This window comes from Vibrio sp. A1-b2 (assembly GCF_021726015.1).
In the GTDB taxonomy this organism is placed as follows: domain Bacteria; phylum Pseudomonadota; class Gammaproteobacteria; order Enterobacterales; family Vibrionaceae; genus Vibrio; species Vibrio diazotrophicus.
In genome coordinates this window covers 1-25,250 of sequence record NZ_JAKKCI010000014.1, presented here as the reverse complement: position 1 = coordinate 25,250, position 25,250 = coordinate 1, and the positions used below count along the sequence as shown (strand labels likewise).

The following is a 25,250-nucleotide window of genomic DNA, read 5'->3' as shown; positions in this document are numbered from 1 at the left end:
TATCTGAGTCGTAAATTAGTTATTCAAGAAGAATGGACGACCATAGCTTAGAGAGTTACCTGCGCTGTCAACTCCTGTCATACTAGAGCCCGCGCCTACACTAGTACCAAAACCAATGATACCGATGTTGAAACTAAAGTTGTTTTCGTAAACTGGATCTTTGTAATACGCCACATCGTTGATGCTGGTGGTTCCCCAACTCTTCAACTGATTGCTGTATGTGAAGCCCATGTACCAGCAGTCAGATGTGTAACGTAAGTTCGCTAGCCACTCCAATGCTTCATCAGTGGTTAAGTCGTGGAAATACTGGGCACTTGCATACCATTTCCTAGATAGCTGGTAGCCGGCGATAACGCCTGCTTGTGAGATGCCGTCTTGGGTGATGTTTGCAACATCAATACTTTCACCTACAGTGTTCTCGATATATTCCTTAGTAACATAACGATAGTTAGTCTGGATAAATCCATCGTTAAATCGATACTCTAGAGTACTGTTAGCCAACTGCAGTGCGCTGGTGTCAACATCGTATTGAACTCCCCCATGGTAGAAAAGGAAATCATCATAGTTGAAGTCCATTTCCATTGCCCAAGCAGAGTAATTGGTCTTACTTCCTGAATCTGAATTGTTCTCTTCTGAGTAGTTGGAAGGTTTAAACTTTTTGTCGATATAAAAAATCTGACCAAAAGCGATGTTTAGGCGCTCTTTGTATGCTTCATCAAAAAATCGGCTAGATGCACCGTAGCTGAATTGGTTTGCTGATGCGATGTAATCAACACCACTGTACTTACGACTGCGGAACAGACCATAGTAGTCTGTTTGCAACAGAGTTGTATCGTATAGGCCGATGTTGCTTTGATCTTTGTTCGGTACGTACAAATACTGGACTTGCGGTTCGAGCGTTTGGGTGTAGTTATCAAAGAGAACCGTATCGCGCTCCAAAATAATGCCAGCATTGGTTCTGAACTCTGGAATTACGCGTGAAACGTTTTCTTCCAAACCATAGTAGTCATTGTCATTTTTCCCATCGCCATCACTATCTTGGTAAGAGGTATCAACATCTTTGATATCTTGTTGGTAATAGGTTCCGAGCAGGCGCGCCTCAGTTGTCCAACTGCCCCAAGTATTAGCCAGTGGGATCTTGAATCCTGGCTCAATGTGTAAGCGAGTGGCTGATGGTTTTCCTTCACCGTCGGTCTCGAAACGCGAGACATGGCTTTTCAGATCAAAATCCAAATAACGCATTAGTTCTGGGGCATAGTAGTTAAATGCTATCTGAGGCATTAAACGATAAGGCTGGTTAGCGCTGGTTTGATCTTCCAGTAACAATTGGAATTGCCTCACCAGAATGGACGTATCCCAGTTTTGGCTACGATAAGTTACTTGGCCTTCCTGAATAAGCTGACCATCCTCACGGTTACCAATGCTGGAATCCAAATCTGAGAAGTAGCTGTAATCACTGACTTTTGAGTAGTCGACCTCAAACTTCCATGCTTGTTGGAAGATACCGCTGTGTTCGTATTGGTAGCCCCAACGAGCGCCTTTATCTAAGTGAAGCTGGTCTTCATTGAGATATTCGGATTTGATCTGACCTTGACCAAAATCGCTCAGATAGCGAAATACACTGTTAAGCTGCGAACCACGGTTCTGCATATAGTGATAAGTGGTTTCTAAATCGTAATTTGGTGCCAGGTTCCAGTAGACGGGAATATCCATCTCGAAACCGTCTCGAGTGCCATACGAGACTGTTGGATACAAGAAACCTGTTTTACGCGTATCACCAATTGGAACGGTTAAGAACGGCAAATAAAAAACGGGAACGCGTTGAATTTCTAAACGAGGGTTGTAGAAGGTTGCTTGTTCTTCGTTTTGGTCGATATCAATACTGGATGCGCGTAGACGCCAAGAGTTATCATCTTCAGGACAAGAGGTGATAGAACCGTCTTCGATTTCATAAACCGCTTTACCTGTTTTGGCTACATATTTAGCATCACCACGGCCTGGCTCACACAGGAACTTATAGCGAGTGTTTTCTAGCGTCATCTCATCATTGTTGAGATTATTGACCGCCTTATCCGCTACGGCTTTAACTTCACCATCACTGAAATTCACGTTTCCTTCAGCAACCGCGATGTTGTCTTTTTGGTGCAGAGTGACGTTATCCGCTTCAATGCGTTTCTTACCTTGCACAACCACGACGTTACCGGAATAAGTCGCTTTATCGCCATTAATTGCTTCTAGATTATCCGCTTCGACATTGATAGGCTGTTCGTTCGGATTAACTGGTTCAGGTTCATTGATAAGACACTGATCGATAGCAGGCAACTTTTGCGCACTGTCATCTAGCGTATCTTCTGCATGGATTTGTGGTGCAAACAGTGCAGCGCTAATGGAAACAGCTAAAAATGAGCGGGAAAAAAGTGACATTGAATTGTACTATCCTGTTGAACTTGTGTAATTCCAATATTGGGAGCAAATGCTAAATGATAACGTTCGATATCATAAAGGAAATTAACTCTCCCGGCACTATCAGACCGCTTTACTCCTAAAAAATTCATAGATTGAGAGCACATAATGCATATTTTTGGCAAAATTCTTGGCGCTTTCTTCGGCTTTCTGTTCGGAGGACCCGTTGGCGCCATTTTTGGTCTATTTCTTGGACATCAATTTGATAAAGCTAGACGTTTAAATCAAGCGGGTTTTCATACAGGATCGTTTGGTTCTGGTCCAAGCCAAGCAGAAAGACAAGAAGAGTTCTTCAAAGCGGCATTTTCCGTGATGGGACATGTTGCGAAAGCAAAAGGCAAAGTCACAAAAGAAGAGATCCAGCTCGCGAGTATCATGATGGATCGCATGAATCTGCATGGCGAACAAAGGCTGGCGGCACAGAATGCTTTCCGAGAGGGGAAGGACGCAAATTTTCCTTTGGAAAATATACTCGAGAAAGTGCGTATCTCCACTGGTGGCCGATTTGATTTAATGCAGTTCTTCTTGGAACTACAAATATCAGCAGCCTTTGCGGACGGAGATATCCATCCGAGTGAGAGAAACGTACTGCACAAGATTGCTCAGGGACTTGGATTCTCTTCAGAACAACTTGAAAGCCGCTTGCGCATGCAAGAAGCTTCTTTCCGTTTCCAGCATGGTGGTGGATTTGGCGGGCATCAACATCAGCAACATTCATCTGGGGGAGGGCAGTGGCAACAAGCGTCAACTAAGGATAGATTGGCGGATGCCTATTCAGTGCTTGGCGTCAGCGAAAGTGCCGATGATAAAGCGATTAAACGTGCATATCGTAAGTTGATGAATGAACACCACCCAGACAAATTGATGGCTAAAGGCTTACCCCCAGAGATGATGAATGTTGCTAAAGAGAAATCTCAGGAAATTCAACAAGCCTATGACTTAATCAAAAAAGAAAAAGGCTTTAAGTAAATTGAATCGAAATCAAAAGGGTAAGCAGAGCTTGCCCTTTTTTACCGCTCTTGAAAGCTGTCGCTATCCTAAATGACAGATAGACAAATCGCAGATAGAAAAAAAGCCAAGTCTTTCGACTTGGCTTCAAAAGTGGCTCCCCCTGCAAGACTTGAACTTGCGACATACGGATTAACAGTCCGCCGTTCTACCGACTGAACTAAGGGGGAATTGCTTTTACATATCTTAGATATGTTTTTAATAATGGTGCCGACTACCGGAATCGAACTGGTGACCTACTGATTACAAGTCAGTTGCTCTACCTACTGAGCTAAGTCGGCTTTATCAACAAGTATAAATATACTCATCAATGAAAGTGGCTCCCCCTGCAAGACTTGAACTTGCGACATACGGATTAACAGTCCGCCGTTCTACCGACTGAACTAAGGGGGAATTGTTTTTTTTACTTATCGAGGTGACAAGTTTGAAAGAATGGTGCCGACTACCGGAATCGAACTGGTGACCTACTGATTACAAGTCAGTTGCTCTACCTACTGAGCTAAGTCGGCCCAAATTTTCTTTCTGTTGCTCGTTCTAAACACCAACAACTTAAATATGGTGCCTCGAGGCGGAATCGAACCACCGACACGAGGATTTTCAATCCTCTGCTCTACCGACTGAGCTATCGAGGCAACGGGGTGTATTAAAAGGTTTTTCGCATTTAACGTCAACACTAAATTGCAAAAAAAATATCGTTTGTTGCTTTTCTATACTTAGTGACTTGTTTTTGCCCATTTTCGTTAAAAAATGGCGGGGGTTTCTGTTAATAAAGGTGCACTAAGAGTGAGTTAACACTGACATTTACGAGCAAATAGCACCACTAACTTGTCTAAAGCGCCTATTTTAAGTCTGCCTTTGAAAGGGGATTCGGCTAGTTAGCTTTTAAATTGAAGACAACGTTATTCAACAATAATCATTGAGCTTGATAGGTAGGCTAGGGGAGAAGTTAACGCTATGAGTTTTTCTATTGATGAAATTAAAAAGATGCAGAAATGAAAAAAGCCAAGTCTTTCGACTTGGCTTTAAAAGTGGCTCCCCCTGCAAGACTTGAACTTGCGACATACGGATTAACAGTCCGCCGTTCTACCGACTGAACTAAGGGGGAATTATTTGTGTGTATTCCTAACTAAAGGAATAATCGCACCAAATAATGGTGCCTCGAGGCGGAATCGAACCACCGACACGAGGATTTTCAATCCTCTGCTCTACCGACTGAGCTATCGAGGCAAAAGAATGGTGCCGACTACCGGAATCGAACTGGTGACCTACTGATTACAAGTCAGTTGCTCTACCTACTGAGCTAAGTCGGCGCACTATAATCTTTTACTAAAACGCTTTGCTAACTTATTGATGTCTTAAGACACCAACAATCAAATTGTGGTGCCCGGAGGCGGAATCGAACCACCGACACGAGGATTTTCAATCCTCTGCTCTACCGACTGAGCTATCCGGGCAACGGAGCGCTATTAAACGGATTTTCCCTCTCTGCGTCAACCTGTTTTTTATAAAAAAACTAAAAATCGTGTTGATCGCTGTTGTTTTGAGCTAATTGACCGTTTTTTATCACTGTGCGTTGAATTCTTTCTTATATTTCGTCACTTTTTCCAGATAACGGCGCGATTCAGAATTAGGATGTTTTTTTGTCAGCGCCCAATAAACTTGATTTGGTTGCAGTGAATTCAGATCAGACATCGCTCTTTTTCTGTCTCTGCTAAAGGTGTTAAGCACACCACCAGTGCCACCGTTGTAGGCAGAAATCATGCTGTATTCAAGAGACGTAGGGTTGCGGACATCTTTTAAATAACGATTTTTCAGGATGTAGAAATACGCAGTACCCGTATCAATGTTGTTTTCCGGATTAAACAAATATTCTGGCGATGGCTGACCAGACTTGTTTTTCACCAGTTTATACACGTCTCGCCCAGCCGTTTTAGGTACCACTTGCATCAAACCATACGCATTGGCCCAACTGACTGCGTAAGGGTTAAAACTGCTTTCTGTTTTGATGATGGCGTAAATGAGATCCTCTGGAATGTCATATTTGCGCGACGCCTTTTGTACTATGTTGGCGTATTGATAACTTCGGATCTGAATCTGATCCTCCACCATAGGAATCTCAACGTAGTAGGCTTTTTTGAAATCTACTTGCTTCACTTTTATTTTGTTCGCAATCAGATAATCGGCAAAACGGTTCGCCCGCCAGCCCCATTGGATAGGCTGTTTGTCTTGATCTAATACTTGATTGTATAGAAATGGTTGTCCTTTTAATTCAATCTCTTGCGAAGAAAAAAGGTCAACGTTCATTGGATCGTCGGGGGTGAGTAAGGTCGTAACAATCGCTCGTTTTAAGTGCCCTTCAGGATCTGTCGGAGAGACAGTCTCAACAATAATTTTGCCTTGTTGGAAGTTTACTTCAGCTCGGCTGAGATAATTGTCTATATATTTTACGTAGTTACTTTTACCGGCAACTTTAATTTCTCGGCTACCCCAACGCTTTTCAATGTTGCCAGAAAAGCTACTGATGAGCGCATCAAGTGCTGTTGTATCTTTTTCAAACTGCCCCGGAAGTTGGGCTAAATTTTTTGCGAAACGGTTAGTTGGTTCATAGTTCACATCGTAAATACTTTCGACGAATTCGCGACTACATCCAACCAGCATTAGGGCAATAACACAGTAAGCAAGCTTTCTCATGCGCTCCTCATAGCAGCCTCAAACTCAAACTGAGTTCTATTCAGTTTGATAGGATTAAATAAAAATGACATCTCAACCTAGAATCGACAGACTCCGAGCTAATGATGTCATTTATTTTCCTTCGATAAAATAGGGTTTTTCTTTATCTACTGTTGGGCAATCGGTTATTTGCTTGGCGGAGTATAGCCTTCGATATGGACATCTTTGCCTTCGAACAAGAAGTTCACCATCTCTTGTTCAAGCAATTTACGATGTTCAGGATCCATCATGTTGAGCTTTTTCTCGTTGATCAACATGGTCTGTTTTGCTTGCCATTGACCCCAAGCTTCTTTGGAAATGTTATCGAAAATACGTTTACCGAGTTCACCTGGGTAAAGCTGAAAATCCAAACCATCAGCTTCTTTTTCTAGTCGAGCACAAAATACCGTGCGGCTCATAAGGATTTCCTCTTAGTTAAATCTCATACAGAAGGCTTTGTAATAACTGTTTTACAGGTGCAGCTAAGCCAACTTCTTCAGGTTTGTTTAAGTTATACCAAAGACCTTTGCCAGCTTCCATTATCATCTCCGGTTTGGAGGATAACTCTAGCAAAACAGGGGTGATATCGAGGTGATAGTGACTAAAAGTGTGGCGAAAAGCGATAAGTTGCTTTTTAGATAGAACTTGCTTGTCGTGAATAGCTCGTTTATCCAAAGCGTTTTCAATCTTTGAATTGCTGCTTTCTGGAAAGCAAAATAGTCCACCCCAAATACCGCTTTGAGGACGTTGTTCAAGCCACACTTCGTTGCCATGACGCAGAATTACAAACCAAGTCTCTTTTTCAGGTTTGGTTGTTTTGGGTTTTTTACCCGGATAATCCAAAGGATTACCTTGTTGTTTTGCTTGGCAAAACTCTTCAACTGGGCACAAGCTGCATTTCGGTTTTGAGCGGGTGCAGATCATCGCTCCCATATCCATCATGGCTTGGTTGTACTTGTCGACATCTTGCTTTGGCGTATGCATTTCAGCGTATTGCCAAAGTTGATTTTCGACGGTTTTCTTTCCAGGCCAACCTTCAACAGCGAAGCTACGAGCCAAAGTACGTTTCACGTTTCCGTCTAGAATAGCGTGTGGTTGTTTGTGAACTGATGATAGAACGGCGGCAGCGGTAGAGCGACCAACACCGGGCAGAGCATTCATTGCTTCAATATCAGTTGGAAACTCACCGTTGTATTGCTCAGCAACAGTTTTGGCTGCTTTATGAAGATTACGAGCTCGCGCGTAGTAACCAAGCCCTGTCCAGTAATGGAGAACTTCATCTTGTTCTGCATTCGCCAGATCTGTCACCGTAGGAAAGCGCTGCATAAATCGCTCGTAGTATGGGATCACGGTAGCAACTTGCGTCTGCTGGAGCATAATTTCCGACAGCCATACGCTATATGCAGTTTTATTTTGCTGCCATGGCAGATTTTTACGACCGTAGCTGTCATACCAAGTGAGAATTGCCTTAGCGAAAGGGGTCACGACTTTACTCATCTATATTTATTAAAATAATGGGGCAAAATTGCACCACATAATGCTCAGGATGTAAAACAGACAAAAACTACGGGTATTTGTGGTGATTTGAGCAACAATAATGCTTGCACCTAAAGTAATTCTTTGGATAATCACAGCCCTCAAACTCAAGACTAAATTTTATACAGGCAATATCAATGAGTGAAGTAACCACTAACGAGTTCACAGAAGATGGCAAAATCGTTCGTCGAATTCGCAGTTTTGTTCGTCGCGAAGGTCGTTTGACTAAAGGCCAAGAAGCAGCGATGAAAGAATGCTGGCCAACTATGGGTATCGAATATCAAACGAGCCTGCTCGATTGGAATCAAGTATTTGGCAATAACAACCCAGTGGTTCTAGAGATCGGTTTTGGCATGGGCGCATCTTTGGTTGAGATGGCAAAGAATGCTCCAGAGAAAAACTTTATTGGTATTGAAGTTCATAGCCCAGGTGTTGGTGCATGTTTATCTGCTGCTCGTGAAGCGGGTGTGACAAACTTACGTGTTATGTGCCATGACGCGGTTGAAGTGTTTGCGAACATGATTCCTGATAACAGCCTGCACACACTCCAACTGTTTTTCCCTGACCCTTGGCATAAAAAGCGTCACCACAAACGCCGTATTGTTCAGCTGGAGTTTGCTGAAATGGTTCGTCAAAAGCTGATTGTGGATGAAGGTATCTTCCATATGGCAACTGACTGGGAAAATTACGCAGAACACATGATTGAAATCATGAATCAAGCACCTGGTTTTGCAAATATCGCCCAAGAAGGTGATTATATTCCTCGTCCAGATGAGCGACCACTGACGAAGTTCGAACAACGTGGTCACCGTCTTGGTCACGGAGTTTGGGATATTAAATACAAGCGTGTGAGCTAGTTTTTTATATCCATTCAATGAATCTTGAAAATGCCAACATTGCTGCAATGTTGGCATTTTTTAACCTTTGCGTTTGGATATCGATCTGGCGCTTTGACACCGATAAGTGGATTCGATGAAACCGACATCAGAAATACTTACAAACATACTGGATGACGTTCGACATTTGATTGGCCAAGGAAAAGTCGCTGACTATATTCCTGCGTTGGCAGAGGTACCAAACACCAAGTTAGGTATCGCAGTTTATACCAATCAAGGTGAAGTGATTAAAGCTGGAGATGCCGATGAAGGTTTCTCTATTCAATCCATTTCAAAAGCCTTGAGTTTGACGCTGGCGATGGGACTTTATCAACCCGATGAGATTTGGAGTCGCGTTGGCAAAGAACCTTCAGGCCAAGCATTTAACTCTCTTATTCAGCTCGAGGTTGAACAAGGTATACCTCGCAACCCGTTTATTAATGCCGGCGCGATTGTGGTCGCCGATATGCTCAGCAGTCGCCTGTCTGCGCCTCGTCAACGTTTGCTCGATTTCGCACGTCAACTTAGCGGTGAACAGCATATTCTTTACGATAAGGTCGTTGCCGCATCGGAAATGATGCATAGCGATCGTAATGCGGCCATCGCTTACCTTATGCGCTCGTTTGGTAACTTCCACAACGATGTATTACCAGTGTTGAACAACTACTTTCACGCTTGTGCGCTTAAAATGAGCTGTGTTGAACTGGCAAAAACCTTCAGCTATCTTGCCAATAAAGGGGTGTCCGTTCACACCGGTGAAGAGATTATTAGCCCGACGCAAAGCAAACAGGTTAATGCGCTACTGGCAACGTGTGGCTTGTATGATGGGGCGGGGGAGTTTGCTTACCGTGTCGGAATGCCGGGTAAATCTGGCGTAGGTGGCGGTATTGTGGCCATCGTTCCGGGTGAGATGACCATTGCAGTCTGGTCTCCAGAGCTGGACGCTTCAGGTAACTCACTGGCAGGAACACGGGCGCTTGAGTTATTAGCGCAACGTATCGGCCGCTCAATATTCTAAAAATTCTGAGAGGTAAGGAAGATGTCACAAGCCGTTCATCAAGCATTATTGCAGCAAACAAGTGCGCTTCCTTACCTACAACAACTACTTCAAGCTAACGGTATTCAACAACTCTCTCTGCAAGGTGAAGAGAACTTCTTTCCCTACTTGGCTCGCTCAGTAGCAGGGCAGCAACTTTCGAATACTGCCGCTCGCACTATATGGCAGCGCGTCGAGTTGTTGTTAACTACCGATCAGCAATTGTTGGATTTATTTGTTGAGTCGAACCGAGAAGCGCTGCGCGGGTGCGGTCTGTCGAACGCCAAAATCAAAACGATTTGTGGTGTGAGAGAGGCGCTGGAGCAGAGAGTCATTGTTCCTGAAGAACTCGCCATAATGCCGGAATCTGAGATAGTTAAAACACTGACTCAGCTTTGGGGGATTGGTCCTTGGACAGCCGAAATGACGGCGATTTTCTTTTTTGGATTACCGGATGTGTGGTCAAAAGGGGATGTGGCATTAGCCAGAGGTCTTGCTTTGATTGCAGAAAAAGAAGGTGTGAGTGAACAAGAGATTTTGTCGACAGTCACACCTTATCGTTCTTACTTTGCGCTTCATGTATGGCAGAGTCTGGATACCGACCTTTTCACTTCAATGGCGAATTAGTCTTCTTCTGCCATAAACGCTTCAAGCAGATCATTGAGGAACAATTTGCCCTTTTCTGTGATTTGCCAGTGCGTAGCATCTTCGCTCAAATAACCTAAATCCAAAGCCCAGTTAATGGTTGGTTGAATCACGCTCAGTTCTAAGCCTGTGGTTGTGACGAAATCGGCTTTCGGACATGGCTCGATTAATCTGAAGCGATTCATAAAAAACTCAAAAGGACGGTCTTCGTCGGCCACTAGTTGCTCTGAATCTAAGTATGGCTTGGTCAGGTTCTGGAATGCCGCCAGATAGCCTTTCGGGTGCTTCACTTTAGTTGTGCGAACAATACGTCCATCACTAAAGCTAAGCTTGCCGTGAGAGCCACAGCCAATCCCTAAGTAATCTCCAAAGCGCCAGTAATTTAGGTTGTGCTGACACTGATACCCCGGCTTGCTGTAGCCAGATATCTCATATTGCACGTAACCCGCTTCAGTGAGCTTCTTATGCCCTAATTCAAAGATGTCCCACAGGGCATCGTCATCGGGCAATGTAGGCGGTTTGAAATAGAATAAGGTGTTTGGCTCAATGGTTAGCTGATACCAAGATAAATGCGGCGGATTCAATGCAATCGCTTGGTCGAGATCGGCTAATGCTTCTTCAATGGTTTGATCAGGTAAACCATGCATCAAATCTAAATTGAAGCTAGTGAGTCCAATGGTATGCGCCAGATTTGCCGCTCGCAAAGCTTCATCTTTACCGTGAATCCGACCTAGGCGTTCCAATTTTTCAGGTGCAAAACTTTGCACACCAATTGAGATACGTGTAACACCTGCTTTTCTGTATCCGGCAAAGCGTTCAGCTTCAATCGTGCCCGGATTGGCTTCCATGGTGATTTCAATATTCGGTTTAAACGCTATTCGATCTTCAATACCTTGCAGTAATCGCTTGATCCCCTCGGCAGATATCAAACTTGGTGTACCACCACCAATAAAGATCGAATGCAGTTTACGAGGATTATCAGCAAGCTTATAACGCTCGATATCGGTATCAAGATCTTCAAGCAGAGCATCAATGTAGTGATCTTCTGGGATCTCAGCTTTTAGTGCGTGAGAGTTGAAATCACAATATGGGCATTTTTGTACACACCAAGGGATGTGTACATAAAGGCTAAGATCAGGCGGTGTCAGCATTATTGATTTTGCTCTTCGATCGCTTGGAACAGTTTCTTCAGAGCTTTACCACGGTGAGAAAGCTGCTTCTTACGTGCAGGTTCTAATTCAGCGGAAGCGCAATTGTCTTCAGGGACAAAGAACACAGGATCGTAGCCAAAACCGTTGGTGCCGTGTGCTTGCTCTAAAATGCGACCTTCCCATTTGCCGTGGCAGACAATCGGTGTTGGGTCGTTTTCATGGCGCATCAGAACCAATACGCAGTGGAAACGTGCAGTACGCTCTACTTCAGGAACACCTTGCATTGCTTGAAGCAGTTTTTCTAGGTTCTGCTGATCAGATGCGCCTTCGCCTGCGTAACGAGCGGAATAAATGCCCGGTGCGCCTCTTAAGTAATCGACTTCTAAACCAGAATCATCAGCAATCGCTGGTAAGCCAGTTTCTTTCGCTGCATGACGCGCTTTGATAATCGCATTCTCAATGAAAGTGGTGCCTGTTTCTGCCACTTCAGAGATATTGAACTCGCTTTGCGCGACAACGTCGAAACCAAAATCAGCCAGCAAGTCAGCCATTTCACGAACTTTGCCTTGGTTGCCAGTCGCTAATACAATCTTTTTCATTTTCTGTTATCTCTATGTTCGACGTTATTCTTCAACATAAAATTTTTGGGTGAATTTAACTTTGCCTGCACCTTTATTGCCAGCATTAACGTCGATGTCAAAGATTAAATCTTCTTCGTTGTTAATCGGAAATTCAGCCAAGTAGTAGATGGCTTCGCCTTCCTTGATCTCAGTAAACTCAAGGTCGCGAATGTTACCTAATAAACTTCTCACATTCCCTGACACTTTTGCCTCAACCGCTGGTTTACCAAGGGATGAAGTGTCTAACACGCTAATATTCAGAATGGCAGAATAACCATTGCGAGTGAGTTTATAGCTGCGTGCGACTTGAGGGGTTAAAAACGTTGAATTGAAAGCAGAGTAGTGCACTTCAATATCTTTGATGTTCTGAAACTGCTCTGCTGAGCTTGGCAGAGCGACAAAGGTAAGTAGCAGAGCTATCATCCACTGGCGCATGGTCGTTTCCTTGTTGATCTAGACTAAAAACATTCCCCACATAGGAGTGGGGAATGAAAGTTTGGTTATTGAATAATGGCTTGAATTTCTTTAGGTATCTCAGCAGGCGAAATAATTCTGATCTGTTTATGCCTGCCAAGTTCGCCTTTTTCTATTTCTATCAGCCCTTTAGCCACTTTGCATTGTTTGGCTAAATACTTGGTGAGATGGGCATTGGCTTTACCGTCAACGGGTGGAGCTGTTATTGCGATTTTTAGCTCTTCACCATGCAAACCAACAATGCTGTCACGACTGGCTTTCGGCTGAATATAGAGCCGTAAAATTAAGTCGTCACCATCAAACCAAGCTGCTTTCATTATAGTTGATACCAGATAGGACCGATGATATCGCCCATCAGGAAGTTGGCAAACTGCAACACAATAAACAGTACTAACACGCTAAGATCGAAACCACCCATAGGAGGAAGAATACGACGAATCGGTGCCAGCATTGGTTCTGTCAGTTGATGAAATACATACTCAATTGGGCTACGGCCTTGGCTAACCCAGCTTAGAATCGCGCGAAGTAGTAGTACCCAGAACAGTAAACCGCCCGCTGCTTTTATCAGCGACAGAAGTCCAAGGAACAGGAAGTCAATACTGAAGCTAACTGCACCGCCTGATGCGATAAGTATCATTGCGACAAATTTCAAGACACACAGTACGTAGGCAAACAGCACTGTCGCCAAATCAACACTACCTACTGATGGAATAACGCGGCGTAGTGGTGCTACGACAGGTTGGGTTGCTTTAACAATAAATTGAGAAAATGGGTTGTAGAAATCTGCACGTGCTGCTTGTAGCCAGATACGTAGGATCACGACCATGATATAAAGGTCAAACACTGTGGAGATTAGAAAACTCATAGAATTCATAGAGAGCCCTTAGTTTGAGTTGTTTGTACCCTTCCTACTTGAAGCTGCAGCGCTTTATGTTTTGGTATAGGGACTACGTTCGTTCACCCCAATCACATAGTTATCTATGCTCATGGGGATTCACTCACTTGCCACCTACCTGCAACTTTAAGTAGTTTGGGTATAGGTGTTTCGCTAATTAAAATAGTTTTTCCATCTCTTCAGCTCTTGAAACCGCAGCTTGCATCGCTTTGGCAACAATCTCTGAAAGATGATTTTCGTTAAATGTACGGATAGCTTCAGCTGTCGTGCCACCTTTAGATGTCACTTGTTCGCGTAGTGTTGCCAGTGATACATCAGGGTTGGCTTGTACCATTTCCGCAGCGCCCAGAGCCGCTTGTTGGACAAGCAGACGCGCTGTTTGTTCATCAAACCCTTGAGCCATTGCTTCTTCTTGCATCGCTTGCATGAAGAGGAAGAAATAAGCTGGCGCACTACCTGCCGCAGCAATCACACTGTTGATGCCAGATTCTTGTTCTACCCAACACACTTCACCTACCGCAGACATCAGTTCTGATGTGAAATCCTTGTCTTTTTGAGAAACATATTGTGCTGCATACAGACCTGCCATGCCTTTGTTTACCAACGATGGCGTATTCGGCATCACGCGAACAAGTTGCAGTTCAGTTGCCAGCATTTCATTGAAACGTGCCACTGAAATACCCGCAGCAATGGAGATCACCAATTTGTTTGAATAGTCTACCGCTTGTAGAGGTGCGCACACATCAGCCATTAACTGAGGTTTAACCGCCAACACAACCACATCCGCTTCATGTGCTGCTGCAAGGTTATCGCTGGTGGTACGAATGCCGTATTTCTCTTCCAGTGGCTTGCGGCGCGTCTCTGAAGGCGCTGTTGCAATGATTTTCTTTGCATCATAACCGCTGGCTACAAGACCTGCGATAATCGCATGAGCCATATTACCCGCACCAATAAAAGCGATTGTTCTCTGTTCCATGTCTGCTCTTCTATCCAAAAATTTTAGTGTTAGCTTTTTTATTAGCGATTGCCATTTTTGTTAATGGCTGTCTTTTGTTTACGGACTGTCTTTTGCTAATGACTATAGTCACGCTGACCAAATACAGCGGTACCGATACGAACTATGGTGCTGCCTGCTGCAATCGCTGCTTCCATATCACCACTCATCCCCATAGATAGGGTGTCGATATTAGGAAATCGTTCAGCCAGTTTTACTTTTAAATCCGCGAGCTTTTTAAACGCAGCAAATTGGGATTCATAGTCTGAAACGTTCTCAGGAATCGACATCAATCCTCTTAACATGAGGTTTGGTAAGCCAGAAATCAATTCAGCCAGTTCAAATACTTCATTTTCGGAAATGCCTGATTTGGAAGCCTCTCCGCTGGTGTTAACCTGAATCAATACTTGTAATGGTGGTAGATTCGCTGGTCTCTGCTCACTGAGTCGCTGAGCTATTTTGGCTCGGTCAATGGTATGCATCCAATCGAAATTTTCAGCAATAAGACGAGTCTTATTCGATTGCAGCGGTCCAATGAAGTGCCATTCTAGCTTAAGATCGGGATGATTGTGCTGAAAATACTGAACCTTTTCGACGCCTTCTTGCACGTAGTTTTCACCAAAACTGCGTTGCCCGGCTTGTGCCGCTTCTAGAACTGCCTCGACAGGTTTGGTTTTACTCACTGCGAGAAGTTGCACTGAGTCTGGACTACGTCCACACTTTTGTTGTGCGCGCTCAATTTGTGAAATGATATCTTTGATATTTTGTTGAATACTACTCATAGCCTGACTTTATTTGGTCTACAGACCCTAAGGAAAATAAATAAATGAATATCGCTGAGTTACTGGATTTTAGTGTAAAGCATAATGCGTCAGATCTACATCTTTCTGCAGGTGTTCCGCCTATGGTACGTATAGATGGCGAAGTAAGAAAGCTTGGCGTGCCTGCTTTTACCCATGCAGATGTTCATCGTCTAGTGTTTGAAGTGATGAATGATGCTCAGCGCAATGAGTTTGAAGAAAAACTCGAAGTGGATTTTTCTTTTGAACTTCCGGATGTAGGACGCTTTCGTGTGAATGCATTCCACCAGGCACGCGGCTGTTCTGCGGTATTTCGAACCATCCCGACAGTCATTCCTACTCTTGACCAGTTAGATGCTCCCGAGATTTTCAGCAAAATTGCTAACTATGAGAAAGGTCTTGTTCTGGTGACAGGCCCAACAGGTTCTGGTAAATCCACCACTTTGGCTGCGATGGTTGATTACATCAACAAGAATCACAACAAGCATATTCTTACCATTGAAGATCCAATCGAGTTCGTTCATAGCAACGATAAGTGTTTGATCAACCAACGCGAAGTTCACCGCGATACGCACAGTTTCAAAAATGCACTGCGTTCAGCACTGCGTGAAGATCCAGATGTGATTCTGGTCGGTGAGTTGCGTGACCAAGAAACCATTAGTTTAGCTCTGACAGCTGCGGAAACAGGACACCTTGTCTTTGGTACTCTGCATACCAGTTCAGCAGCAAAAACCATTGACCGTATTATTGATGTGTTTCCAGGCAACGATAAAGATATGGTGCGTTCTATGTTGTCTGAATCATTACGCGCGGTGATTGCACAGAAACTGCTAAAACGTACTGGCGGAGGTCGAGTTGCTTGCCATGAGATCATGCTGGCCACACCTGCAATTCGTAACTTGATCCGTGAAGATAAAGTGGCGCAGATGTATTCGATCATCCAAACCGGCGCAGCTCACGGAATGCAGACCATGGATCAAAACTCCAAACAGCTGATTGCTCAAGGATTAGTGGATCCGGCGGAAGTGCAGAAGAAGATTGAGTCTGAAATCTCTACCTTTTAAGAGCGAATGAAATGGAATTGAATCACTACCTTGAAGCGATGACCTCGCTCAAAGCGTCGGACTTATATATTACTGTCGGTGCACCAGTATTGCTGCGAGTGGATGGTGAAATGCGTCCGCAAGGGGAGAAGCTTTCACAGCAAGAGGTGTTTGCTCTGTTGCATGAAATGATGGATGAAGAGCGTAAGGCTGAGTTTAACGCATCGCACGAAGCGAACTTTGCCATCGTAAGAGGAAATGGACGTTTCAGGGTGAGTGCTTTTTTCCAACGTGAGTTACCGGGCGCTGTTATTCGACGTATCGAAACGCAAATTCCGACATTTGAAGACTTGAATCTGCCAGCAGTTTTGCAGGATCTCTCGATTGCAAAGCGAGGCTTGGTACTAGTTGTTGGCGCGACAGGCTCTGGTAAATCCACCACTATGGCAGCAATGACGGGATATCGTAATCGTCATCGCAGTGGACATATCTTAACGGTTGAAGATCCGATTGAGTTCGTACACGAACATCAAAAATGCATCGTCACTCAGCGAGAAGTGGGTTTGGATACTGAGAGCTACGAAGTGGCCCTGAAGAACTCCCTTCGCCAAGCGCCAGACATGATTTTGATTGGTGAAATCCGCAGTCGTGAGACTATGGAATACGCAATGACCTTTGCTGAAACAGGGCATCTGTGTATGGCAACATTGCATGCCAACAATGCTAACCAAGCGTTAGAACGCATATTGCACCTTGTGCCTAAAGAACAGAGAGAGCAATTTTTGTTTGATTTGTCGATGAACTTGCGTGGCGTGGTGGGGCAGCAGCTGATTCGTGATAAAAATGGTAAAGGTCGCCACGGTGTTTTTGAGATCTTACTCAATTCACCTCGCGTTTCAGATTTGATTCGCAAAGGAGAGTTACACGAGTTGAAATCGACGATGGCTAAATCGAAAGAGATTGGTATGCAGACGTTTGATCAAGCGTTGTATCAGTTACTAGTGGAAGACAAGATCACTGAACAAGATGCAATGCACAGCGCCGATTCTGCCAATGATTTGCGCATGATGTTAAAAACTCAGCGTGGAGACACTCCGAGTTCAAGTTCACTGGCTAATGTGAAAATCGATATGAACTAATAAAAAACGCGCTGATAAAGCGCGTTTTTTGTCTCTGCTTTCAGCGTAGAGTTTTATTCACCCCACTGGCTTTCAAACCAGCTTTCTAAGATGATCACCGCGGATTGGCAGTCAATATTGCCTTTACTGAGCGCTTTGTATCCGCCCATCGAGAAAAGTTCAGCTCGCGCTTCAGCTGTTGATAAACGCTCATCGTGCAGTTCAACCTGAACGCCAAAACGGCCATGAAGACGCTGAGCAAATTTTTTGGCTCTTGGGGTAATGGTTTCTAGATCTTTACCATGTAAGTCGGTCGGCAAACCAACCACGACAAGATCAGGTTTCCACTCTTTAAGCTGCTTTTCGATATCATCCCAATTCGGAATACCATCATTGGCTTTGAACGCTTTCAGTGGTGAGGCGGTGCCAGTAATTTCCTGACCGATGGCACTACCAATACTTTTTGTACCGTAGTCGAAGGCCATAATAGTTCGCGACATGTAAAACTCTTTTGAAACTTTGTTTAAATAAAAACAGAAGCGCTCAATTGATATTGAGCGCTGTTAATTGGGCTAGGCGTGACCAGCTTCACCAGATAACTGGATAGGGTCGATTCCCAGTTTTTGAATTGCTTTGTTCCATTTATCTCGGGTCGGAGTGTTGAAAATCAGATCCGAGTCCGCCTCTATGGTCAACCAAGAGTTTTCCGATAGCTCGCTTTCTAGTTGACCCGCTTCCCAGCCCGAATAGCCAAGGGCGACGAGATAACCTTTTGGTTCTGCGTCAGTACCTAAAACCGTTAGGATATCTTTGGAAGTGGTCACCGCGATATCGTCTGTCATGCGAATGCTGGATTCATAATGATCTTTGGGTCTGTGTAAAATAAACCCGCGATCTTCTGATACCGGACCGCCATTGAAAACAGGCTCTTTAAGGCTTTTACTTTGCGACTGTGGGTAAGCAGGCTCTATCTCAACCTGCTTCAACATTCCGCCGACAGTAATATCGATGGGCGCATTAATAATAAGCCCCATAGCGCCTTCTTCATTATGTTCACAGATGTAAATCACACTGTGTTTGAAGTAAGGATCTTTCATACTCGGCATCGCAACGAGAAAATGATTTGTAAGATTCATAGTGTCTCCAACCTCAAAGATTGGTATTACATCGCCATTGCTTTTATGCGTGTCTCAATGGCATCCATTAACTTGCCAGTGATAGAGATATCGTAAGCCGCTTCAATTTCACGAATACAGGTCGGGCTGGTTACGTTAATCTCAGTCAGCTTGTCTCCAATCACATCTAGGCCTACAAAAATTAGACCCTTTTCTTTCAGTGTTGGTGCCACGGCAAGTGCAATTTTTTTATCAGTTTCACTCAGTGGACGAGGTTCACCACGACCGCCTGCTGCCAAGTTACCGCGCGTTTCCCCTTGTGCTGGAATACGAGCTAAACAGTAAGGCATCGGCTCACCGTCTACAACCAGAATACGCTTGTCGCCATTGCTAATATCTGGAACGAAGGTTTGCGCCATACAGTAGTTTTGGCCGTGATTAGTCAGAGTTTCGATAATCACAGAGACGTTTGGATCGCCTTCTTTCACTCGGAAAATTGATGCACCGCCCATACCATCTAGCGGTTTTAAGATCACATCACCATGTTGTTCTCTGAATTGCTTAATTTTTTCCGCTTTACGAGTCACGATTGTGGTTGGAGTCAGCTCTGGGAACCATGCAGTAAACAGTTTTTCGTTACAGTCACGAAGACTCTGTGGCTTGTTGACGATCAGCGTACCTTCATCTTCTGCACGCTCTAGAATGTAAGTTGCGTAAATGTATTCAGTATCAAACGGTGGATCTTTACGCATTAATACAGCATCTATCTCAGATAACTTAATAGTTTGCTCAGATTTGAACTCGTACCAACCGTTTGGATCTTCTTTCAGTGTGACGATTTTTGTATCTGCGATAGCCACACCTTGATCTAAGTGTAGATCATTCATCTCCATATAATGAATTTCGTAGCCGCGACGCTGCGCTTCTAACATCATCGCGAAGCTAGAATCTTTCTTGATATTAATGGATGAAATTGGATCCATTACGATGCCGAGTTTAATCATTGGAAGTCTCCATTATCCAAGATCGCCAAAACGAACTTGTAAAGCTGTAATTGCGGTTAACGCTGCGGTTTCTGTACGCAGGACGCGAGGTCCAAGCAACGTTTCTTCAAAGTTGTATTTGGTGGTCATATCGATTTCTTTTTCAGAAAGACCACCTTCCGGACCAATTAACAGACGCACTTTAGTAACCGGTTCAGGAAGTGTATTAATTGAGTACTGAGCGCGAGGGTGCAGGTTGAGTTTCAGTGCATCACTTGGCTCCGCACACCACTGTTCTAATTCCATCACAGGACGAATTTCGGGTACCACGTTTCGACCGCACTGCTCACAAGCGCTGATGGCGATTTTTTGCCATTGTTGAAGTTTCTTCTCAAAGCGTTTTTCATCCAGCTTGATACCACATCGCTCTGACAATAATGGAGTGATAGTGTTTACACCCAACTCAACAGATTTCTGAATGGTGAATTCCATTTTGTCGCCACGTGAAATTACTTGCCCTAAATGCAAATCAAGTGGTGATTCGCTACTGGATTCGACACGTTCTGTAACTTCAACCGTCACATGTTTTTTGCCGCTTTCGCTGATGACTGCTGGAAACTCTGCACCACTACCGTCAAACAGAAGGATTTGCTGTCCTTCTTTCATGCGCAGTACTCGACCGATGTGATTAGCGGCATCGTCGTCGAGGTTAATTTTGCCTAACTGCGTAATGGGCTGCGGATGATAGACACGGGGAATGCGCATGGGTTGTTTCCTGTTCAAAATCGCTATTCAATAGCGTGGGATATCTCGCATCTAACATGGATGCTTTGTGCCGAAAAAACAAGGGGGAAATGTGAATCACCCCTCATTTATCGGTCTGGGTTTATATGCCGAGATAGGTTCTGATAGTTATTGTCTGGCTTTACTTTGAGCACTGTTCATAGACAAATGGGTTTCTGTTGCCTTGAACTTTGAATATTCGCCTTTCTCTTTCGCATTCCCACTCATCGACTGGGTAAGTTTTGTTCCACGCTTGCATAAGCTTGGTTTGCGAGTTCGACAGTTTAAACCCATGCTCAGCACTCATATAAAGGTAAGTGCGTGCAATGGCACCGCGAGCTCTTTCGGGAGGCATCGCTTTACGCCCTTTGAAGTTGACCTGCATTTCGCATTGTCCGTAAGTGACGCCATCTAACCCGTTCCACTGACTAAAGTTAAAGTTTGAACGGTCGCCGTTAACTTCACCAATCGCTGGCGTTAAATTGTGTAGATCTGCTTCCATGCGGCGAAACACAGCATCGCTGTTGCTACAGAGTTTACGTCCGCCTTCTTGCCAGCATTGACGCTGGTGGCCAAATTGCCAGGCTGGCACAACGTGCTCCCATTCGATTCGGCTAGCTCGGGTTTGTTGTTTGCGGACTTTATATCCACAGCTCTCTAAGTCAGGAATGCCTTTCTTACCCTGCCACGAAATGTCGCAGCCACAGTAAAAAGAGGTTGGGTGATCTTTATAAATTTTCAAAGCTTCGTTTTTAGCGCTGGAAAAAGAGCTTGGAAAATCGGCGAAAGAAGTGTGAGAAACAAGCAGTAAAGCTGCTGTCAGCAGAAAGCGATAATTAAGCATATGTTGGACTGTATTTTATTGTTTTTTACAGTCTAACATTCTCTAAGTTGAAATCTAGTTGAGAAATCTATCGCTATCTTCGGTTGAAAATATCCGAGTGACTCGCAGTTGGTTGGCCGCGACTTTTCATTCGCACTTATCCGCTGAGCTGAATGCCAGTAAAGGTGAGCGTTTGTTTACACTGTTGGCAGCGGTAAGTGGCCTGTTTACGCAATACTTTATTGTGGCGACGAACGGATAAAGGATATTGGCTACAGGAGCATTGGTAGGCAAAGGTTTTTCCCTGAACCGATTCAACAGACATCTTGTGAGTGGTTTCAGCAGGCAAATTGAATACTTGATTCATGACTGCTTGCCACTCAGCGCCATGAGGCTTTACTCGTCCATAGATAGCATAAGTGATGAGATGGGCTATTTCGTGGGGGATCACTTCATTAAAAAAAGCTTGTTGATTTTCTTTGAATAAAACGGGATTTAAGCGGATTTCCCACAGTTGAAGATAAGCTTTACCCGCAGCTTTCCCTCTGAGTCGATAGCTGATTTCTGGCAGTTTGAACTGGCGATTGAAGTATAGAGAAGCAATGTCTATACACTTTTTTACTTGTGATAATGCTTGGTATTGCAGTTGAAAATCGGTCAAGTCTGGCTCCAAAAATATCCCCACTATTACCTATAGAGTCAGGTAATAGCGGGGAGATTATAACATCAAACCTCTTTTTATCATTGAGTAGAACTTCGAGCCAAGATGATAAAAAGAAGGAGGAGACCCTATGGTTGATGTTTTCTCTTAATCGTTGCTTGGTAACCATGCCATGTGGCATATCCGAGTATCGGCATAGTAAAGAGCATGCCGATTCCGTAAGTTGCAAAGCCGATTAAAATACCGCCGCAGATAATTGCCGCCCAGACAATCATGGCTGAGATGTTCGATTTTACTGCGTTAAAACTGCTGAAAATGGCTGTCATCACATCAACACGTCTTTCCATCATTAAAGGAATTGAAAACGCTGAGATGCTGAAAATAACACTGGCAATAATGAAGCCAATAAGAGAGCCGATGACTAAGAATGGGAGGAAGTCAGTCAGTGGTGCTCCTTGCACCGATGGATAGAGTGCGTGCAAAAGCGCAGCGATTCTCATCCAGAAAATCATCGCAACAGCCAGTGCGACCGCAAACATCCACTGTGATGTGCTATTACGCGTAATAGCTTTCATCGAATGTAATAAGCTACTTTCTTTGCCTCGTTCTCGTTGCCAAGCTGCATCATAAAGGCCAAGTGCTAGGAAAGGGCCAATTAGCATGTAAACCACTAGGGCTGGCATCACGACAAGATGAGTGCCTTGCCATTGAATAAGCAGAACAATGCCAACAGCAGCAGCCATAAAACAGAATCCATAAAAGGCGCTGATTAAAGGTAAGCGAATAAAGTCGTGTAAGCCAAGAGCAAGCCAGTGAAGAGGCGCGGAGATTTCCACTTTATTGCAAGGCAGTGTGCGAGCATATTCCTGATGACTGACTTCTTTGTCTTTTTGCTTGAAGTCAGAAGGGTCTATTGTACGAGGCATAAATCCTCCCAAAACAATATGGCAGTGAATTAAGAAATTGGGCCTTCCCTAGGATTTCTAAGAAAACGACCGCGTTTGTAACATTTTATTAACTATTACTTTATTAACTATTGTAGATAAGGTTGGAAAATACAAATCGCCAGATGGAAATTTAAACCGCAACAGATTTAGGAAGGTTGAAAAAGAAAAGCCCCCGCCAGTTGGCGAGGGCTTGTCAGTAAAGCATTTTGAATTACTTGATGTTTGCGAAATCGCGTAGTAATTCAACTTTGTCAGTTGCTTCCCAAGGGAATTCTTCACGACCAAAGTGACCGTAAGCAGCTGTTTTCTTATAGATAGGTTGAAGTAGGTTCAACATCTCTTGCAGACCGTATGGACGTAGGTCGAAGAATTGGCGAACTGCTTCGATGATGATGTCGTGAGATACTTTTTCAGTACCGAATGTTTCAACCATGATAGATGTTGGATCTGCAACACCAATTGCGTATGAAAGTTGGATTTCACAACGATCAGCCATACCAGCAGCAACAATGTTTTTCGCTACGTAGCGCGCTGCGTATGCTGCAGAACGGTCAACTTTTGATGGATCTTTACCAGAGAATGCACCGCCGCCGTGACGAGCTGCGCCGCCGTAGGTATCAACAATGATCTTACGACCAGTCAAACCACAGTCACCCATTGGGCCACCGATTACGAAACGGCCAGTTGGGTTGATGAAGAATTTAGTCTCTTTGCTCAACCATTCTGCAGGAAGTACAGGTTTGATGATCTCTTCCATTACTGCTTCACGAAGATCTGGAGTAGAGATTGAATCACAGTGTTGAGTTGAAAGAACGACTGCATCGATACCAACGATCTTACCTTGGTCGTATTGGAAAGTTACCTGAGATTTTGCATCTGGACGTAACCAAGGTAGCGTGCCGTTCTTACGAACTTCAGCTTGTTTTTGAACAAGTAGGTGAGAGTAAGTAATTGGTGCTGGCATCAATACGTCAGTTTCGTTTGTTGCGTAACCGAACATGATACCTTGGTCACCTGCGCCTTGCTCTTTAGGATCGGCTTTATCAACACCTTGGTTGATGTCTGGAGACTGTTTACCAATGGTGTTTAGAACTGCACATGAGTTAGCATCGAAGCCCATATCTGAATGGACATAACCGATTTCACGAACAGTCTCACGAGTTAGTTCTTCAATATCAACCCATGCTGAAGTTGTGATCTCACCACCAACCATAACCATGCCGGTTTTTACGTAAGTTTCACAAGCAACACGTGCTTTAGGGTCTTGTTCCAAAATAGCATCTAGAACCGCATCTGAGATTTGGTCTGCGATTTTATCCGGATGTCCCTCTGATACTGATTCAGAAGTAAACAGGTGTTTAGCCATGGTAGCTCCATATAAATAGTCAAAAAGTAGGGAACAGATTTTTCACTACTTTGAAAATGGTCATTATGTAGGCGTTTCTACATCTAGACGGCTATTTTAGTTTTGAATGCTTAAATTACAAGCTCTTTTTCACTTTTAGATATAACCAAACGTTTGCTTGTATCTTTCTTTAACTTGCAATCTTATCCGTGCACATTCGACAAAATTGCTTCAACGGCCAAGTAAACGATTGCAGTGAACTAGGGGCTTTGTAACAATACCTCCCATTATAGATGGGTATATTTCACTTCGCTTAAATCAATCAGGAGCTGACATGGCGTCTCGCAAACAATTGGCAAATGCAATCCGTGCTCTGAGCATGGACGGTGTTCAAAAAGCTAACTCTGGCCACCCGGGTGCCCCAATGGGTATGGCGGATATCGCTGAAGTACTTTGGCGTTCACACCTAAACCACAACCCACAAAACCCTAACTGGGCTGACCGCGACCGTTTCATCCTTTCTAACGGTCATGGCTCGATGCTGATTTACTCACTGCTTCACCTGACTGGTTACGAGCTTTCAATCGATGACCTTAAAAACTTCCGTCAGCTTCATTCTAAAACTCCGGGTCACCCTGAGTACGGTTACGCACCGGGTGTTGAAACTACCACTGGCCCTCTAGGTCAAGGTATCACCAACGCTGTGGGTATGGCGCTGGCTGAGAAAGCGCTTGCTGCTCAGTTCAACAAAGAAGGCCATGAGATTGTTGACCACTACACGTACGCATTCATGGGCGACGGCTGTATGATGGAAGGTATCTCACATGAGGCATGTTCTCTTGCGGGTACTCTAGGTCTGGGCAAACTGATTGCATTCTGGGATGACAACGGTATCTCTATCGATGGTCACGTTGAAGGTTGGTTCGCTGACGATACGCCAAAACGTTTTGAAGCTTACGGCTGGCACGTTATCCCTGCAGTTGATGGTCACGATGCTGACGCAATCAACGCAGCGATTGAAGCGGCGAAATCAGAAACAGGTCGTCCTACTCTAATCTGTACCAAAACCATCATCGGTTTTGGTTCGCCAAACAAAGCCGGCTCTCACGACTGTCACGGTGCTCCACTAGGCGCAGACGAAATCCAAGCAGCACGTGAATTCCTAGGTTGGGAATACGCACCATTTGAAATCCCAGCAGATATCTACGCGAACTGGGATGCCAAAG

At 44.3% G+C, this 25,250-nt stretch carries 26 protein-coding genes and 9 tRNA genes; 7 read left to right on the top strand and 28 right to left on the bottom strand.

Annotated elements, in window-relative coordinates; translation table 11 throughout:
* Positions 1–15 precede the first annotated feature (15 nt).
* Positions 16–2,424 carry an LPS assembly protein LptD gene (gene lptD, locus L3V23_RS19665; protein ID WP_102966985.1) on the bottom strand — a complete coding sequence of 803 codons (2,409 nt, stop codon included), beginning with the start codon at positions 2,422–2,424 and terminating at the stop codon, positions 16–18.
* 147 nt (positions 2,425–2,571) lie between these two features.
* Between lptD and djlA the strand changes: the two genes are divergently transcribed.
* Entirely contained in the window at positions 2,572–3,432 is an 861-nt protein-coding gene (djlA, locus tag L3V23_RS19660) for a co-chaperone DjlA (protein ID WP_102966986.1), read from the top strand.
* 133 nt (positions 3,433–3,565) lie between these two features.
* Here the strand turns inward: djlA and L3V23_RS19655 are convergent.
* The 12 genes from L3V23_RS19655 to mutY form a co-directional block, all read right to left on the bottom strand.
* Positions 3,566–3,641, bottom strand: a tRNA-Asn gene (locus L3V23_RS19655).
* A gap of 35 nt (positions 3,642–3,676) precedes the next feature.
* Positions 3,677–3,752: transfer RNA gene (locus L3V23_RS19650), tRNA-Thr, on the bottom strand.
* Between the two features lie 36 nt (positions 3,753–3,788).
* Positions 3,789–3,864: transfer RNA gene (locus L3V23_RS19645), tRNA-Asn, on the bottom strand.
* A gap of 40 nt (positions 3,865–3,904) precedes the next feature.
* Positions 3,905–3,980: transfer RNA gene (locus L3V23_RS19640), tRNA-Thr, on the bottom strand.
* A 47-nt stretch (positions 3,981–4,027) separates the two neighbouring features.
* A tRNA-Phe gene (locus L3V23_RS19635) sits at positions 4,028–4,103 on the bottom strand.
* Between the two features lie 397 nt (positions 4,104–4,500).
* Positions 4,501–4,576, bottom strand: a tRNA-Asn gene (locus tag L3V23_RS19630).
* Positions 4,577–4,622: 46 nt separating this feature from the next.
* Positions 4,623–4,698: transfer RNA gene (locus L3V23_RS19625), tRNA-Phe, on the bottom strand.
* A 7-nt stretch (positions 4,699–4,705) separates the two neighbouring features.
* Positions 4,706–4,781, bottom strand: a tRNA-Thr gene (locus tag L3V23_RS19620).
* Positions 4,782–4,849: 68 nt separating this feature from the next.
* Positions 4,850–4,925, bottom strand: a tRNA-Phe gene (locus tag L3V23_RS19615).
* A gap of 109 nt (positions 4,926–5,034) precedes the next feature.
* Positions 5,035–6,162: a membrane-bound lytic murein transglycosylase MltC gene (gene mltC, locus L3V23_RS19610; protein ID WP_102966987.1), complete on the bottom strand. Its 1,128-nt coding sequence runs from the start codon at positions 6,160–6,162 to the stop codon at positions 5,035–5,037.
* Positions 6,163–6,326: 164 nt separating this feature from the next.
* On the bottom strand, positions 6,327–6,599 hold the full coding sequence (locus tag L3V23_RS19605) for an oxidative damage protection protein (RefSeq protein WP_042489224.1): 273 nt from the start codon (positions 6,597–6,599) through the stop codon (positions 6,327–6,329).
* A gap of 16 nt (positions 6,600–6,615) precedes the next feature.
* On the bottom strand, positions 6,616–7,665 hold the full coding sequence (gene mutY, locus L3V23_RS19600; RefSeq protein ID WP_102967004.1) for an A/G-specific adenine glycosylase: 1,050 nt from the start codon (positions 7,663–7,665) through the stop codon (positions 6,616–6,618).
* 188 nt (positions 7,666–7,853) lie between these two features.
* Between mutY and trmB the strand changes: the two genes are divergently transcribed.
* The 3 genes from trmB (at position 7,854) to L3V23_RS19585 (ending at position 10,254) form a co-directional block, all read left to right on the top strand.
* Positions 7,854–8,573, top strand: coding sequence for a tRNA (guanosine(46)-N7)-methyltransferase TrmB (gene trmB, locus L3V23_RS19595; RefSeq protein ID WP_042489221.1), 720 nt, complete (start codon positions 7,854–7,856; stop codon positions 8,571–8,573).
* 115 nt (positions 8,574–8,688) lie between these two features.
* On the top strand, positions 8,689–9,609 hold the full coding sequence (gene glsB, locus L3V23_RS19590; RefSeq protein ID WP_042489217.1) for a glutaminase B: 921 nt from the start codon (positions 8,689–8,691) through the stop codon (positions 9,607–9,609).
* Positions 9,610–9,630: 21 nt separating this feature from the next.
* Positions 9,631–10,254: a DNA-3-methyladenine glycosylase gene (locus L3V23_RS19585; RefSeq protein WP_102966988.1), complete on the top strand. Its 624-nt coding sequence runs from the start codon at positions 9,631–9,633 to the stop codon at positions 10,252–10,254.
* Here the strand turns inward: L3V23_RS19585 and hemW are convergent.
* The 7 genes from hemW to L3V23_RS19550 form a co-directional block, all read right to left on the bottom strand.
* Positions 10,251–11,423: a radical SAM family heme chaperone HemW gene (hemW, locus tag L3V23_RS19580; RefSeq protein WP_102966989.1), complete on the bottom strand. Its 1,173-nt coding sequence runs from the start codon at positions 11,421–11,423 to the stop codon at positions 10,251–10,253. The two genes, L3V23_RS19585 and hemW, sit on opposite strands and share 4 nt — an antisense overlap.
* Positions 11,423–12,022 carry an XTP/dITP diphosphatase gene (locus L3V23_RS19575; RefSeq protein ID WP_102966990.1) on the bottom strand — a complete coding sequence of 200 codons (600 nt, stop codon included), beginning with the start codon at positions 12,020–12,022 and terminating at the stop codon, positions 11,423–11,425. The genes hemW and L3V23_RS19575 overlap by 1 nt, the downstream gene beginning before the upstream one ends.
* Positions 12,023–12,046: 24 nt before the next feature.
* Complete coding sequence (locus tag L3V23_RS19570) at positions 12,047–12,478, bottom strand: DUF4426 domain-containing protein (RefSeq protein ID WP_102966991.1); 432 nt, start codon at positions 12,476–12,478, stop codon at positions 12,047–12,049.
* A 65-nt stretch (positions 12,479–12,543) separates the two neighbouring features.
* A complete protein-coding gene (yggU, locus tag L3V23_RS19565) occupies positions 12,544–12,834 on the bottom strand; it encodes a DUF167 family protein YggU (RefSeq protein WP_102955634.1) in 291 nt (96 codons plus the stop codon).
* Positions 12,834–13,391, bottom strand: coding sequence for a YggT family protein (locus L3V23_RS19560; protein WP_042489200.1), 558 nt, complete (start codon positions 13,389–13,391; stop codon positions 12,834–12,836). Before L3V23_RS19560 ends, yggU begins: the two co-directional genes overlap by 1 nt.
* A 178-nt stretch (positions 13,392–13,569) precedes the next feature.
* Positions 13,570–14,388 (bottom strand): pyrroline-5-carboxylate reductase, encoded by an 819-nt coding sequence (gene proC / locus L3V23_RS19555; RefSeq protein ID WP_102966992.1) that lies wholly within the window; start codon positions 14,386–14,388, stop codon positions 13,570–13,572.
* A gap of 95 nt (positions 14,389–14,483) precedes the next feature.
* Positions 14,484–15,188, bottom strand: coding sequence for a YggS family pyridoxal phosphate-dependent enzyme (locus tag L3V23_RS19550; RefSeq protein WP_102966993.1), 705 nt, complete (start codon positions 15,186–15,188; stop codon positions 14,484–14,486).
* A gap of 44 nt (positions 15,189–15,232) precedes the next feature.
* Between L3V23_RS19550 and L3V23_RS19545 the strand changes: the two genes are divergently transcribed.
* Together L3V23_RS19545 and L3V23_RS19540 are read left to right on the top strand one after the other, a co-directional pair.
* Positions 15,233–16,270, top strand: a complete 1,038-nt coding sequence (locus L3V23_RS19545; RefSeq protein WP_102966994.1) for a type IV pilus twitching motility protein PilT — start codon at positions 15,233–15,235, stop codon at positions 16,268–16,270.
* A gap of 11 nt (positions 16,271–16,281) precedes the next feature.
* Positions 16,282–17,388, top strand: coding sequence for a PilT/PilU family type 4a pilus ATPase (locus L3V23_RS19540; RefSeq protein WP_102966995.1), 1,107 nt, complete (start codon positions 16,282–16,284; stop codon positions 17,386–17,388).
* A 53-nt stretch (positions 17,389–17,441) separates the two neighbouring features.
* On the opposite strand, the gene ruvX is transcribed toward L3V23_RS19540, so the two are convergent.
* From ruvX to metK, 8 genes are all read right to left on the bottom strand, one after another.
* Positions 17,442–17,867: a Holliday junction resolvase RuvX gene (ruvX, locus tag L3V23_RS19535; protein ID WP_042489189.1), complete on the bottom strand. Its 426-nt coding sequence runs from the start codon at positions 17,865–17,867 to the stop codon at positions 17,442–17,444.
* Between the two features lie 72 nt (positions 17,868–17,939).
* Positions 17,940–18,503, bottom strand: coding sequence for a YqgE/AlgH family protein (locus tag L3V23_RS19530; RefSeq protein ID WP_042489186.1), 564 nt, complete (start codon positions 18,501–18,503; stop codon positions 17,940–17,942).
* Positions 18,504–18,529: 26 nt separating this feature from the next.
* The gene (gene gshB / locus L3V23_RS19525; protein ID WP_102966996.1) at positions 18,530–19,486 is read right to left on the bottom strand and encodes a glutathione synthase; all 957 of its coding nucleotides are present in this window, start codon (positions 19,484–19,486) and stop codon (positions 18,530–18,532) included.
* A 12-nt stretch (positions 19,487–19,498) separates the two neighbouring features.
* Positions 19,499–20,230, bottom strand: coding sequence for a 16S rRNA (uracil(1498)-N(3))-methyltransferase (gene rsmE / locus L3V23_RS19520; protein WP_102942712.1), 732 nt, complete (start codon positions 20,228–20,230; stop codon positions 19,499–19,501).
* 160 nt (positions 20,231–20,390) lie between these two features.
* Positions 20,391–21,092: an endonuclease gene (locus L3V23_RS19515; RefSeq protein WP_237292797.1), complete on the bottom strand. Its 702-nt coding sequence runs from the start codon at positions 21,090–21,092 to the stop codon at positions 20,391–20,393.
* A gap of 136 nt (positions 21,093–21,228) precedes the next feature.
* Positions 21,229–21,732 carry a SprT family zinc-dependent metalloprotease gene (locus tag L3V23_RS19510; RefSeq protein WP_102966999.1) on the bottom strand — a complete coding sequence of 168 codons (504 nt, stop codon included), beginning with the start codon at positions 21,730–21,732 and terminating at the stop codon, positions 21,229–21,231.
* A 128-nt stretch (positions 21,733–21,860) separates the two neighbouring features.
* Complete coding sequence (locus L3V23_RS19505; protein ID WP_237292796.1) at positions 21,861–22,658, bottom strand: DUF2189 domain-containing protein; 798 nt, start codon at positions 22,656–22,658, stop codon at positions 21,861–21,863.
* A gap of 232 nt (positions 22,659–22,890) precedes the next feature.
* Positions 22,891–24,045, bottom strand: a complete 1,155-nt coding sequence (gene metK / locus L3V23_RS19500; protein ID WP_102942709.1) for a methionine adenosyltransferase — start codon at positions 24,043–24,045, stop codon at positions 22,891–22,893.
* Between the two features lie 313 nt (positions 24,046–24,358).
* Here metK and L3V23_RS19495 point away from each other — a divergent pair.
* The coding region (locus tag L3V23_RS19495) for a 1-deoxy-D-xylulose-5-phosphate synthase N-terminal domain-containing protein (protein WP_237292795.1) at positions 24,359–25,250 on the top strand (892 nt) is incomplete at its 3' end.